This window comes from Lelliottia jeotgali (assembly GCF_016771845.1).
Classification (GTDB): domain Bacteria; phylum Pseudomonadota; class Gammaproteobacteria; order Enterobacterales; family Enterobacteriaceae; genus Enterobacter; species Enterobacter jeotgali.
Window position 1 is genome coordinate 81,489 of the sequence record NZ_JAENMQ010000006.1, and the last position, 12,313, is coordinate 93,801.

At 52.4% G+C, this 12,313-nt stretch carries 14 protein-coding genes; 3 read left to right on the forward strand and 11 right to left on the reverse strand.

The genetic code is table 11. The annotated features are described in order from the left end of the window. Positions 1-245 precede the first annotated feature (245 nt). The 9 genes from JBO43_RS13340 to JBO43_RS13380 all read right to left on the reverse strand — a co-directional run bounded on the left by JBO43_RS13340 (position 246) and on the right by JBO43_RS13380 (position 9,678). A complete protein-coding gene (locus JBO43_RS13340; RefSeq protein WP_095283024.1) occupies positions 246-1,430 on the reverse strand; it encodes an MFS transporter in 1,185 nt (394 codons plus the stop codon). A 221-nt stretch (positions 1,431-1,651) separates the two neighbouring features. After that, positions 1,652-2,647, reverse strand: coding sequence for a glycine betaine/L-proline ABC transporter substrate-binding protein ProX (gene proX, locus JBO43_RS13345; protein WP_095283023.1), 996 nt, complete (start codon positions 2,645-2,647; stop codon positions 1,652-1,654). Positions 2,648-2,656: 9 nt separating this feature from the next. Next, complete coding sequence (gene proW, locus JBO43_RS13350) at positions 2,657-3,724, reverse strand: glycine betaine/L-proline ABC transporter permease ProW (protein ID WP_202674496.1); 1,068 nt, start codon at positions 3,722-3,724, stop codon at positions 2,657-2,659. Then, entirely contained in the window at positions 3,717-4,919 is a 1,203-nt protein-coding gene (proV, locus tag JBO43_RS13355) for a glycine betaine/L-proline ABC transporter ATP-binding protein ProV (protein WP_095283021.1), read from the reverse strand. The genes proW and proV overlap by 8 nt, the downstream gene beginning before the upstream one ends. A 435-nt stretch (positions 4,920-5,354) precedes the next feature. After that, the gene (nrdF, locus tag JBO43_RS13360; RefSeq protein ID WP_202674497.1) at positions 5,355-6,314 is read right to left on the reverse strand and encodes a class 1b ribonucleoside-diphosphate reductase subunit beta; all 960 of its coding nucleotides are present in this window, start codon (positions 6,312-6,314) and stop codon (positions 5,355-5,357) included. A gap of 9 nt (positions 6,315-6,323) precedes the next feature. Further along, complete coding sequence (gene nrdE / locus JBO43_RS13365; protein WP_202674498.1) at positions 6,324-8,468, reverse strand: class 1b ribonucleoside-diphosphate reductase subunit alpha; 2,145 nt, start codon at positions 8,466-8,468, stop codon at positions 6,324-6,326. Continuing rightward, the gene (gene nrdI / locus JBO43_RS13370; protein ID WP_095283018.1) at positions 8,441-8,851 is read right to left on the reverse strand and encodes a class Ib ribonucleoside-diphosphate reductase assembly flavoprotein NrdI; all 411 of its coding nucleotides are present in this window, start codon (positions 8,849-8,851) and stop codon (positions 8,441-8,443) included. Before nrdI ends, nrdE begins: the two co-directional genes overlap by 28 nt. Beyond that, a complete protein-coding gene (nrdH, locus tag JBO43_RS13375; protein ID WP_095283017.1) occupies positions 8,848-9,102 on the reverse strand; it encodes a glutaredoxin-like protein NrdH in 255 nt (84 codons plus the stop codon). Before nrdH ends, nrdI begins: the two co-directional genes overlap by 4 nt. Before the next feature lie 246 nt (positions 9,103-9,348). Further along, the gene (locus JBO43_RS13380) at positions 9,349-9,678 is read right to left on the reverse strand and encodes an ElaB/YgaM/YqjD family protein (RefSeq protein WP_095283016.1); all 330 of its coding nucleotides are present in this window, start codon (positions 9,676-9,678) and stop codon (positions 9,349-9,351) included. Positions 9,679-9,838: 160 nt separating this feature from the next. Between JBO43_RS13380 and JBO43_RS13385 the strand changes: the two genes are divergently transcribed. After that, a complete protein-coding gene (locus JBO43_RS13385) occupies positions 9,839-10,183 on the forward strand; it encodes a DUF2002 family protein (RefSeq protein ID WP_095283015.1) in 345 nt (114 codons plus the stop codon). A gap of 32 nt (positions 10,184-10,215) precedes the next feature. Here the strand turns inward: JBO43_RS13385 and alaE are convergent, their stop codons facing one another. After that, positions 10,216-10,665, reverse strand: coding sequence for an L-alanine exporter AlaE (alaE, locus tag JBO43_RS13390; protein ID WP_095283014.1), 450 nt, complete (start codon positions 10,663-10,665; stop codon positions 10,216-10,218). Positions 10,666-11,308: 643 nt separating this feature from the next. Here alaE and stpA point away from each other — a divergent pair. After that, on the forward strand, positions 11,309-11,713 hold the full coding sequence (stpA, locus tag JBO43_RS13395; RefSeq protein WP_095283013.1) for a DNA-binding protein StpA: 405 nt from the start codon (positions 11,309-11,311) through the stop codon (positions 11,711-11,713). 39 nt (positions 11,714-11,752) lie between these two features. Here stpA and JBO43_RS13400 read toward each other — a convergent pair whose 3' ends face one another. Beyond that, positions 11,753-11,932, reverse strand: a complete 180-nt coding sequence (locus JBO43_RS13400; protein ID WP_095283012.1) for a GDFGVC terminal motif YodC-like protein — start codon at positions 11,930-11,932, stop codon at positions 11,753-11,755. 220 nt (positions 11,933-12,152) lie between these two features. Here JBO43_RS13400 and JBO43_RS13405 point away from each other — a divergent pair, with 220 nt between their 5' ends. After that, positions 12,153-12,311, forward strand: a complete 159-nt coding sequence (locus JBO43_RS13405; protein WP_095283011.1) for a YqaE/Pmp3 family membrane protein — start codon at positions 12,153-12,155, stop codon at positions 12,309-12,311. Positions 12,312-12,313 lie beyond the last annotated feature (2 nt).

Here is a 12,313-nt window from a genome sequence, read left to right on the forward strand (position 1 = left end):
CACAGAAACGAGAGGGCTAACGCCCATGAAAGACGGGGTCGGGCGGGAGGAAACAGCATGAAGTTTCAAACAGGACGAAAATGTAGGCGATTTGAGTGGGGCGTGAGCAGCCACCAGGTCTGAACTATTCATGCGGTAATCTAATATGTCACCCACAGTAAAATTTCTGGGATAAATAATTACGCTCACCTTAACAGAGTGCGGAGCTCCTTAACACCCTAAGAAGCTCCATCATCATGTAAAGCTTACTGAATCGCTTCCTGAAGGTGATATCCGCGCCACCAGATTAGCAGGTTAATGGCGGCGACGACCGTACCGACCACACAAACACCGGTCCAGCCCGCGTGCTGCCACGCCGATGCAGAGATCAGCGAACCCGCCGCACCGCCAATAAAGTAGCTGGTCATGTAACCTGCGGTCAGGCGGTTTCGCGCCTCGGGTTTCACGCGATAGATAACGGTCTGATTGGTGATATGCACGCCCTGAACCGTCAAGTCGAGGACCAGAATCCCGACAATCAGCGACAGCACCGAGATATGCCCGTACCAGATAGCCGCCCACGAAAGCAGTAGTAGAACCAATCCGGCGGAAGTTGTCAGATGCGATTTGCCCTTATCCGCCAGACCACCGGCAGGACGCGCGCCCAGTGCACCGGCCGCACCTGCCAGACCAAACAGGCCAATGACCCCTTCGGAATAGTTGAACGGCGGCGACGCCAGCAGAAAGGCCATCGAGGTCCACAAAATGCTGAAGTTGGCAAAGGTGAAACACCCCAGCAGGGCGCGAGTACGCAGGAGTTTATCCTGCGTGAACAGGCTAAAAACTGAGCCGAGAAGCTGAGGATAGTTAAGATGGTTTTCTTGCTTCACTTTTGGCAGGCCGCGCCACAGGGCAAACGCCATCACCACCATTAATACGCTGGCGACCCAGTAAACGGTGCGCCAGCCGCCGAGACTCGCCAGCAGTCCGGCCACGGTTCGTGCCAGTAAAATCCCCAGCAGCAGGCCGCTCATGATGGTGCCCACCACTTTGCCGCGTTTTTCCGGGGCCGCGAGCGTGGCGGCCAGAGGGACGAGGATCTGCGCCACTACCGAGAACAATCCGGTGAGTGCCGTGCCGAGAATCATCATTCCCAGCGACTGGCTGGAAGCGGTGATCAACATACCACCGGCGGCCAGCAGCGTCATGATGACGATCAGCCTGCGGCGTTCGAACATATCGCCTAATGGCACCAGGAACAGCAGACCGGCGGCATAGCCCAACTGGGCGGCGGTCACGATGAAACCAGCGGAACTGGCCGAGAGTGAAAAGGCCCGAGCGATGGTGTCGAGCAACGGTTGTGCATAGTAGTTACTTGCCACCGCCAGGCCGGTTGCCACCGACATGAGCAGAATAAGTGCCGGGCTAAGCCCTTGAGAGTTTTTCGTCATGAGATTCGAGAACTGTGAGTTAAGTGATTATTTTTTCAGAAACCATCATAACGGATGAATGTGAATGTTGGGGATTTGTCGCGTGGTGGTTTGTGCGGTTTAGGGTTGGGAGAGTGAGATTGTGCGGCCTGATGCCCTCACCCTAACCCTCTCCCACGGGGAGAGGGAATTTAATCCCCCTTTCCCTTTGGGAGTGTACGGTCCGGGGTGAGGGGAAAACCTTACTTCTGCGCTGCCAGCGCCTCATTCACCCAGCTGTCAAACTGCTGCTGGTGGGCTTTGATCCAGCCGTCAACGTGACCCTGGACATCCGCTTCAGATGATTTGCCTGCGTGCATCATCGCATTCTGGGCGTTGATATCCGCCAGTGGCAATTTCATTACCGAGAATAATTTCGCCGCCGCCGGGTTTTTCTCAGCCCAGGCTTTGTTGGCAACGATATGCATGGTGTTCACCGGGAAACCATAGTTCATGCCGTTCGGCAGTTTGGTGTCGATATCCTTCTGCTCGCCTGGCAGGGAAGAGAATGGCACCTGCAGCCACACCACGTCTTTACCCGGTTTCATTACATCGCTGACCCAGTACGGCGTCCAGGTGTAGTAAATAATCGGTTTGCCTTCTTTAAAGCGGGCAATGGTATCGGCCATCATCGCAGAGTAGTTACCGTGGCTCACATCGACGGTTTTCTCCAGGTCGAAGGCTTTGTTCTGGTGATTAATCACCGCCTCACAGCCCCAGCCTGGTGAACAGCCCATCATGTCGGCTTTACCGTCACCGTTGGTATCGAACAGTTTGGCGATCTTCGGATCTTTAAGCTGCTCGATATTGGTGATGTGGTATTGATCGGCGGTTTTCTTGTCGATCAGATAACCCTGTGCTGCGCCCGTCACAAAAGTGCCTTCGCGGTAAAACTTCTTATTTCCGCCCGCTGCGGCATACATATCATCGTGCAGCGGTTGCCAGTTCACGGCGGTAAAAGTCGCATCGCCAGAGGCAATCGAGGTATAGCCGACGTTGTAATCCACTTCGCTGGCTTTATTAACCGTGTAGCCCAGCTTTTCCAGTGCGCGGCTGACCAACATGGTCTGGAAGGATTCTTCAGAAATAGTGCTCTGAATCGGTTGAACGGTCACGCCTTTGCCCGGCAAATCAGCGGCAAATGCGCTGGAGGAGACAAGGGTGGCAAACGCTGTGGCAAAAAGGATGTTATGTCGCATCGTTGTTCCTTATTTAATGAATGGACGGGTCATCAACCCGATCGGGCCGGTGCTGTACCAGCGACGGTTGCCGCGACTGCGTGAATCGCGACCGACAGCCTGAGTCAGACGGTCAAGAATAATGGCGAGGATAACGATCCCGACGCCGCCCACGGTGGCCAGCCCCATATCGAGACGACCGATGCCGCGCAGTACCATCTGACCGAGACCGCCAACGGCGATCATCGACGCAATAACGACCATCGACAGGGCGAGCATCAGCGTCTGGTTCACACCCGCCATAATGGTGGGCATCGCCAGCGGAAGCTGCACTTTGAATAACATCTGGCGCGGGCTTGCGCCGAACGAACGCGAAGCTTCAATCAAGTCGGCTGGGACCTGGTTAATCCCCAGAATGGTCAGACGGATAATCGGCGGCAGGGCGAAGATAATCGTTACCACCACGCCCGGTACGTTACCGATCCCAAACAGCATGACGATTGGTACCAGATAGACAAATGCTGGTGTGGTCTGCATCGCATCCAGCAGTGGACGTATAATTTTTGCCGCCTTCGGACTCCGCGCCAGCCAGATACCCATCGGCAAGCCGATGACTACGCAGAACAGCAGGGCGGTGAGCACCAGTGCCAGAGTAATCATCGCCTGCGACCAGGCGCCAATTGCGCCAATCACAATCAATGAAATCAGCGTTGCGATCCCCATTCCTGCACTGCCGAACTGCCAGGCAATCAGCGCAAACAGAATGATGGCAACAGGTGCCGGCATACCCAGCATCATCTGCTGGAAGCCATTCAGGATGTAGTCCACCGGGACGCGAATGCCCTGGAACACCGGACGGAAGTGGGTGACCACCCAGTCGATGCCTTCGGTCACCCAGCTATCCAGCGGGATCAGCGTCTTATGGAACGGGTCCATAATATTGAAATGTTCCGGTGCTGGAGCGGGCGCGCTGGTGAGCCAGTCGCTCGCACCGCCGCCGTCAGCCGGTGCGGGCGCAGAAGAACCCCAGGCATCTGCGGATTGCGCGGCGCTGTCCGCCGCCTCTGTGGTTCCCCACGGGTTTGATTGATTAGCCATTGTTTGTTCCCTCGCGATCTAAAGCCTGCAGCAGCATGCGTTTTGAGATGATGCCGACGTACTGTTGTTCTTCTCCGACGACCGGGACCGCGCACGGCGCCTGGCCTACATGAGAGAGCAACTCGCTGAGCGGCGTTTCGGCGTCCACGGCAAGCGGAGCGTCGAGTAACGCCGCATCGATTCCCTGATTTTCGCTGAGCGCGTGTTTCAGAGAGTCGATGGAGACAATGCCAACAAACTTATTACCGCGTTCAATCACATAGCCATATTCACGGTCTTCATCCTGCAACAGTTTCAGCGCGGAACGCGGACCAAAACCTGGCGTGCGGCGGATAATGCCTTCCAGCGCGCGACGGGAAATATCCTTAGCGCTAAATACCTGGCTAATATCCACGCCACGGAAGAAGGTGCGGACATAATCATTTGCCGGATTATTAAGAATTTCATCCGGCGTGCCCACTTGCACCACTTCGCCGTTTTGCATAATGGCAATTCTGTCGCCTATACGCATCGCTTCATCAAGATCGTGGGAAATAAATACCACGGTGCGTTGATGTTTTGCCTGCAGTTTTACCAGTTCATCCTGCATCTCAGTACGAATTAAAGGATCAAGCGCAGAGAAGGCTTCATCCATTAATAAGATATCGGGATTAATGGCTAATGCGCGGGCTAAACCGACGCGCTGGCGCATACCGCCAGAAAGTTCATCAGGATAGCCGTGGGCATAATTTTCCAGGCCCACCTGACGTAATGCATCCAGTGCTTTTTCCTGGCGAATAGCTGCAGGGATTCCTGCTAATTCCATACCGAAAGCGGTATTATCCAGTACCGTCATATGTGGCATTAGCGCGAATGACTGAAAGACCATCGCAATCTTTTTCCTGCGCACCTCACGAAGCTCGGCGTCAGATATTTTGGCGATATCCACGCCATCAATCAGCACCTGTCCGCGGGTGGGTTCAATCAGGCGATTGAGAAGGCGAACCATAGTGGATTTACCCGAACCGGATAACCCCATGATGACGAAAATCTCGCCTTCTTCAATTGCCAGACTGGCGTCTTTAACGCCAAGGGATAATCCTGTCTTTTCCAGGATTTGTTCTTTTGAAAGTCCTTTTTCAATATATTTGAATGCGCGCTGTGGATGCTCGCCAAATACTTTATAGAGATTTTTAACTTCTAATTTAATTGCCATGCAATAGAGTCATTCCCGTTATTTATTAGCGTCGATATGAATACCATTAAAAATAATGAACTGGCCATACCCTAACATACTGAGAATCTGAGACAACCCTTGCGGCGTCTGTGGCACGAATTTTGCCATTAGCGAATCGTCTGAATTTCCCATGAGGAAAGGGCTGAGCGGGTGTTGAATTTTTCTGAGATTTTTTGCCGCAGGGTCGGGGAATTTCTTCTGAATCGGAATAATTCAGGAGAATATGACACTGGAATTACAGTATAGATGATGGGGGATATTTATGGGGAAGGAAGTGGAGTTTATATTAATTTCAGATTCGTTATTTTCCCCTCACCCCGGCCCTCTCCCCAAAGGGGCGAGGGGGAAAAGACCGCACCGAACAGTCCCCTCTCCCGTTTGGGGAGAGGGTTAGGGTGAGGGGGAAAGACTTATCTAAAAATCCCAGTCCTCATCCTCGGTTTCCACCGCTTTACCCATCACATAGGACGACCCAGAACCTGAGAAGAAATCGTGGTTTTCGTCGGCATTTGGCGAGAGCGCTGCCAGAATCGCTGGGTTCACTGCCGCCATTTCCGGTGGGAAAAGCGCCTCGTAGCCGAGATTCATCAGCGCCTTATTGGCGTTGTAACAGAGAAACGCTTTCACGTCCTCTTCCCAGCCCGTTCCAGCGTACAGCTCTTCGGTATAGTTCAGCTCGTTATCATAGAGATCCATCAGCAAATCCAGCGCAAACCCTTTCAGCTCTTCGCGCTTCTCCTCGCTGATTTTCTCCAGCCCTTTCTGATACTTATACCCAATGTAATACCCATGCACTGCCTCATCGCGGATGATCAGGCGAATCAAATCGGCGGTGTTGGTGAGCTTACCGCGACTCGACCAGTACATCGGCAGCCAGAAGCCGGAATAAAAGAGGAACGATTCCAGAAACACGCTGGCGATTTTCTTCTTCAGTGGCTCATCGGCCTGATAATACTCCAGCACCAGCTGCGCTTTACGCTGCAACGAGGCGCTCTCTTCGCTCCAGGTATAAGCTGCATCCACATCTTTGGTCTGGCACAGCGTCGAGAAAATCGAACTGTACGAGCGAGCGTGAACCGCCTCCATAAAACTGATATTCGACATCACCGCCTCTTCGTGCGGGGTCAGCGAATCGGCCATCAGCGCTGGTGCGCCTACGGTGTTCTGGATAGTATCGAGCAGCGTTAATCCGGTAAATACACGGATTGTCAGCTGTTGTTCAGCGTGGCTGAGCGTGGCCCACGCCGGAATATCGTTCGACAGTGGCACTTTTTCCGGCAGCCAGAAGTTGCTGGTCAGACGGTTCCACACTTCCAGGTCTTTATCGTCCTGAATCTTATTCCAGTTAACGGCACTGACGCGTGACAGTTTCATCCTTTCTCCTTACAGCGCGCAGGACACGCAGCCTTCAATTTCGGTGCCTTCCAGCGCAAGCTGACGCAGGCGAATGTAGTACAGGGTCTTGATGCCTTTTTTCCAGGCGTAAATTTGCGCCTTGTTAATATCACGGGTGGTGGCGGTATCGGGGAAGAACAGCGTCAGCGACAGCCCCTGATCCACATGTCGCGTGGCCTCGGCGTAGGTATCAATAATCTTCTCCGGACCGATTTCATACGCATCCTGATACAGCGCCAGATTTTCGTTGGTCATAAACGGGGCGGGGTAGTACACGCGCCCGGTTTTGCCTTCCTTGCGAATTTCGATTTTTGAAACGATCGGGTGAATGCTCGACGTCGCATGGTTGATATACGAAATTGACCCGGTCGGCGGCACCGCCTGTAGGTTCTGGTTATAGATGCCGTACTGCATCACGTCGGCGCGCAGCTGTTGCCACATCTCGCGCGTTGGAAGCGAGACTCCGGCCCGGGCAAACAGCGCCCGCACTTTGTCGGTTTTCGGCTGCCAGTCGCTTTCCAGATACTGATTAAAATACTCCCCGCTGGCGTAGCGCGACTGCTCAAACCCGGCGAAGCGCTGGTTGCGCTCGCGGGCCAGCATCATCGAGGTATGCAGGGCATGCCAGGTGATGGTGTAGAAATAGAGGTTGGTGAAATCCAGTCCTTCCGCGCTACCGTAAAAAATCCCTTCGCGAGCCAGATAACCGTGCAAATTCATCTGCCCCAGCCCGATGGCGTGGGACGCGGTATTCCCGACTTCAATCGACGGCACGCTGCGGATGTGGCTCATGTCCGACACCGCCGTCAGGCCGCGAATGGCGGTTTCAACGGTGCGGCCAAAATTCGGCGAATCCATAGTGTGGGCAATATTCAGTGAGCCGAGATTGCAGGAGATATCTTTGCCTGTGTCGGCATAATCCAGATTCTCGTCGTACGTCGACGCGCTGTTGACCTGCAAAATCTCCGAGCACAGGTTGCTCATGTTGATGCGCCCGGCAATCGGATTGGCGCGGTTCACCGTATCTTCATACATGATGTACGGATAGCCGGACTCAAACTGGATCTCGGCCAGGGTCTGGAAAAAGTCGCGGGCGTTGATGTATTTTTTCCGAACGCGGTCGTCGGCGACCAGCTCGTCGTACAGCTCGCTAATCGCCACGTCACCGAAGGGCTTGCCGTAGATGCGCTCGATATCGTACGGCGAGAAGAGGGCCATCTCGGCATTCTCTTTCGCCAGCTGGAAAGTGATATCGGGGATTACCACGCCAAGCGACAGGGTTTTGATACGGATTTTTTCGTCGGCGTTTTCGCGTTTGGTATCGAGGAAACGCAGAATGTCCGGGTGATGGGCGTGAAGATAGACCGCGCCCGCACCCTGACGCGCTCCCAGCTGATTGGCATACGAGAACGCATCTTCCAGCATTTTCATCACCGGGATCACTCCCGAAGACTGATTCTCGATGCGCTTAATGGGCGCACCGGATTCCCGCAGATTCGACAGCAAAAACGCCACGCCGCCGCCGCGTTTGGAGAGTTGCAGAGCCGAGTTCACCGCGCGTCCAATCGACTCCATATTGTCTTCGATGCGCAGCAGGAAACAGGAGACCAGCTCACCGCGCTGCGCTTTACCGCAGTTGAGGAACGTCGGCGTGGCGGGCTGGAATCGACCAGAAAGGATCTCATCCGTCAGCTGCTGCGCCAGGGCTTCATCACCCTGCGCCAGCGTTAAAGCCACCATGCACACGCGATCTTCAAAACTTTCCAGATAGCGTTTGCCGTCGAAGGTTTTGAGCGTATAGCTGGTGTAGTATTTCCAGGCGCCGAGGAAGGTCTGAAAACGAAAACCGCTGGCGTGTGCGCGTTCAAACAGGCTCACTACAAAGGCGCGATCGTAGCGCGTCAGCACCCGCTCTTCGTAATAGCCTTCGTTGACCAGGTAGTCGAGCCGCGCCTGCTGGCTGGCAAATGGCACCATGTTCGGACGGACGTGGGCGGCAAAAAAGGCGTCCACCGCCTCATGATCTTTGCCAAATTGAATATGCCCCTCGCGATCGTAGAGGTTTAGCATCGCGTTCAGGGCGTGGTAATCCGTCGATCCCTGCATTACGCGTTCTGCGGTTGTCGTTGCCAAAATTCGTTCACTCCTTTACGCACGTTTTCTACGTCCTGCTGTGTCCCCATCAGTTCAAAACGATAGAGATACGGCACGCCGCACTTTTGAGAGATAACATCCCCGGCGCGGCAAAATGCATCGCCAAAGTTGCGATTACCTGCCGCGATCACGCCGCGAATCAGCGCCCGGTTATGGGGATCATTAAGAAAGCGGATCGCCTGACGGGGCACCGCGCCCGCCGTCCCACCGCCGCCATAGCTTGGGACCACCAGAATATAAGGTTCGTCTACCTGAATACGCTCGCGCTCGTTGAGCGGAATGCGCACGGCGGGCAGCCCGACGCGCTCGATAAAGCGCAGCGTATTTTCCGAGCTGCTGGAAAAGTAGACGAGCAGACTCATGCGCTGGCGGCCTGAGTTTGCAGGCGGTTAATCATGTCCGGGCGAAAGCCTGACCAGCTGGTTTCCCCGGCGATCACCACCGGAAGCTGACGGAATCCTTGCGCACGCAGGGTATCTGCCGCATCGGGCTGTAAGTCCACATTCACCATCTCAAACTCGACGCCACGGCTTTCCATTGCTCGTTTAGTGGCGTGACACTGAACGCAGTCGTTACGAGTGTAAATAGTAATGCTCATGATTCGTATTTCCATTTAGAATGAAGGAACGGCGCGATTGAACGCGTCGGGTTGTAGGTGTCTGGCTAAAAGGAATACTAGATGTAGTTGATGTAAGTTTCAACCATACAAGATATGGGATTTCTGGCGTGATTTTTCCTCGGTGCTAGTCAAAGTGAGGAGGGGCGGGCCGTACAAGGGTTTTGGTTGTATATTGACCAAAAAAAATAAAAACCCCCGAACGCCAGAGCGAACGAGGGTCATGCATGATGCGTTTAAGGGTTATTTATTACGCAGCGTCAGCAGGGCACCGATAAAAATCCCCACCGCAGCGACAGTCCCCACGGCATACAGCGGTTTATCGCGGACGAAACTACTGGCACAGCCAATGGCGTCGCAGGCGGCTTGCGATGTGCGCGAGCGGCCATTCATCCGGGCGCGGGTTTCACGCAGCAGAGACTGAGCCTTACGTCTGGCGACATCCGCCTCATCCTTTGCATCTGAGCCCCAGGATTTCAACACATCTTCCAGTGTGTCCGCTAATTGGCTGACATCGTTACGAATATCCTGAGCGTCGTCATTAATATCGTTTCGGTTCGGTCTGTTAAACATACGATCCTCCATAATTTTGCGTTCATACTCAGTTTAGCCCAGGATTTTAATATCTGAAGCGAGTCACGACATATCGTGGCCTTTATGGATTTATCTGAAAGCGTTGCTAATGCTGAATATTGTAAGGTTGGCCCGCAGGAAAAGATAACGAGGATAAAATATGTATTTACGACCCGATGAGGTGGCACGCGTTCTTGAAAAAGCGGGTTTCATCATGGATGCAGTGACTCAAAAAACATACGGATATCGCCGTGGCGATAATTATGTTTATGTTAACCGCGAAGCCCGAATGGGGCGCACTGCGCTGATTATTCATCCCACGCTAAAAGACCGCAGTTTGTCGTTTGCTGAGCCGGCCACAGATATCAAAACCTGCGATCATTACGAGCAATTCCCGCTGTACTTAGCCGGTGAACGGCACCAGCACTACGGTATTCCGCACGGTTTTAGCTCCCGCATGGCGCTGGAGCGATTTCTGCAAGGTTTGTTTGGCGAACCGCAATAAATCCGCGACTGGCGTCGGCCAGTCGCAGCACGTTACGCCTGAGACCGATGATACTGGCTGACTTTAAACAGGCGGCGGCAGTAATCGAGGAAGTAGCCATAGACGGCACCCATCAACATCGACACCACAATATTTGAGCTGACAGCTGCAGCAATCTGATGCCAGTCTGCGCCGACCGTCAGTAAAATAGCCACATATACCGGAGACTGGAAGGTGACGTAAGCCAGCACGTCCGCCAGGTTTTTCATCCATCCGGACGGGCTAAAGCGACGCGCCACGCGCATCACCGCATCACGGTAAAATCCATACGGCCATGCAATAAGAATGTTGACTGGAATAGCGACCAGTCTGGAAGAAAGTGACTGTTCAAACGACATTCCGGAGAGGAATATCTCGATCGCCATGTTCACAACGGAACAGTAGACAACCATCGCGAAAGTGTCTGCAACTGCGTGACGCAGGCGAGACTGCGGTGAGAACATGTCCAAACTCCTTGAGAAAACCACAAAACAGAAATTTTACCCGCAGCGAACGGTGCTTTAGGTTGGTTTATTTAACGTGTATAGAGTATATCTCTGCCTTGAAAGTCACAATGAGTGATTTATTTTTATTTAATGACCTTTCGTCGATAAAATGCTCTAAAAGTGTCTGCAGTTCACTCAGCCTGATATTTTGTGTCTCTCGGTAGTAATTGACATTTAAAATCAATGCTTTAGTTGTGTTTTGCGCTGCGATACAAGCCGCAAAGACATCCCTCTCAGCAGACGCTGCTCTAAGTTGTATAAAAATCAGGCAGTCTGTGATTAATGTTCTATTAAGGCCAATTTAATGGTGAATTATTCTGATATGGGATCTGTTTTACTATGCTTAACACGTGAATGATTATTCATCTATGTAAACGAAACCGTGGTCTTTCCCCCCATACACGCCATTTTGAAAACAAATAGTGTGATAAACAAATGCAATATTGTGGGGAATGCAAATAAAGGTAAGGATAATTAATTAAATATTTTTGAATGTCCTTAATAAAAGTCTGGGAGGAATCTCGCTGGATATTCAAAGTAAAGTGGATTACCATATTGAACTATTGCTCATTGAATCAACTCATAAAAGGTCTTCAGTAATATGTCTTCAATGTTACAAAATCTTAATAATATCCGTACCCTTCGCGCAATGGCGCGTGAATTCTCTATAGATGTGCTTGAAGAAATGCTGGAAAAATTCCGCATCGTTACGGAAGAAAAACGTAATGAGCAAGATGAAATGCAGAGCCAGCAGGCTGAACAGCAGCAGAAAATTAATGCGCTGTTGGAGCTGATGAAAGCAGACGGTATTTCTCCGGAAGATTTGCTGGGTAAAGACGTACTGAAAGGCGCCAGCCAGCCGCAAAAACGTCAGGCACGTGAAGCGAAATATCGTTTTACTGACGTTAACGGTGAAGAAAAAACCTGGACCGGTCAGGGCCGCACCCCTAAGCCTATCGCGAATGCGCTGGCGAACGGTCAATCACTGGATGATTTCCTGATCTAAGTGGTTTACATCAGGGCGGTATTGCACCGCCCTGAGTTTTCAGCAGACGCCGAAATCGCCGTCTTCTTTATACAGCGCCACATCCGCCGCCTTCAGCGTAAATTTCTCGCCTTGCTCATTGCTTGCCTGCACGGCAACAATCTGATCCTCATGGACTTCAACCACTTTCAGTTTTGGGCCGCCCATACGTGGCTGCACAAGATCTCCAACAGTAAACATAGTGACCTCCTCATTTTGGTGTTTCTTACCTTAGCCCACGTCGCCAACAGGGTACAGGCTTAACGCGCGAATACCTCTTATTCGCCAGTCTGTGCGATTGTAAAGAGGGTAAAGGAGCGTAAAAGCTCGCGAGCGGAATGGCAGGCCACGGTAAACTCACTACGCTTAAAGATAAATTATCTTTTTTAACAATTACCTGTTTAGCTTGTATGGAGAATGTATGGGTTTCTGGCGTATCGTTTTTACTATTCTTATCCCACCGCTGGGCGTATTGCTTGGCAAAGGCTTCGGCTGGGCGTTTATTCTTAATATCGTTCTGACTCTTTTGGGTTACATTCCGGGGCTTATTCATGCTTTCTGGGTGCAGTCCCGCGATTAAAC

What these genes read in the sequence shown, in the direction of transcription:
- proX (WP_095283023.1), bottom strand. Translation starts at nt 2,647, where the DNA reads ATGCGACATAACATCCTTTTTGCCACAGCGTTTGCCACCCTTGTCTCC.
- JBO43_RS13340 (WP_095283024.1), bottom strand. Translation starts at nt 1,430, where the DNA reads ATGACGAAAAACTCTCAAGGGCTTAGCCCGGCACTTATTCTGCTCATG.
- nrdF (WP_202674497.1), bottom strand. Translation starts at nt 6,314, where the DNA reads ATGAAACTGTCACGCGTCAGTGCCGTTAACTGGAATAAGATTCAGGAC.
- JBO43_RS13385 (WP_095283015.1), top strand. Translation starts at nt 9,839, where the DNA reads ATGTATTTACGACCCGATGAGGTGGCACGCGTTCTTGAAAAAGCGGGT.
- proV (WP_095283021.1), bottom strand. Translation starts at nt 4,919, where the DNA reads ATGGCAATTAAATTAGAAGTTAAAAATCTCTATAAAGTATTTGGCGAG.
- stpA (WP_095283013.1), top strand. Translation starts at nt 11,309, where the DNA reads ATGTCTTCAATGTTACAAAATCTTAATAATATCCGTACCCTTCGCGCA.
- JBO43_RS13400 (WP_095283012.1), bottom strand. Translation starts at nt 11,932, where the DNA reads ATGTTTACTGTTGGAGATCTTGTGCAGCCACGTATGGGCGGCCCAAAA.
- nrdI (WP_095283018.1), bottom strand. Translation starts at nt 8,851, where the DNA reads ATGAGTCTGCTCGTCTACTTTTCCAGCAGCTCGGAAAATACGCTGCGC.
- nrdH (WP_095283017.1), bottom strand. Translation starts at nt 9,102, where the DNA reads ATGGAAATACGAATCATGAGCATTACTATTTACACTCGTAACGACTGC.
- JBO43_RS13405 (WP_095283011.1), top strand. Translation starts at nt 12,153, where the DNA reads ATGGGTTTCTGGCGTATCGTTTTTACTATTCTTATCCCACCGCTGGGC.
- JBO43_RS13380 (WP_095283016.1), bottom strand. Translation starts at nt 9,678, where the DNA reads ATGTTTAACAGACCGAACCGAAACGATATTAATGACGACGCTCAGGAT.
- proW (WP_202674496.1), bottom strand. Translation starts at nt 3,724, where the DNA reads ATGGCTAATCAATCAAACCCGTGGGGAACCACAGAGGCGGCGGACAGC.
- alaE (WP_095283014.1), bottom strand. Translation starts at nt 10,665, where the DNA reads ATGTTCTCACCGCAGTCTCGCCTGCGTCACGCAGTTGCAGACACTTTC.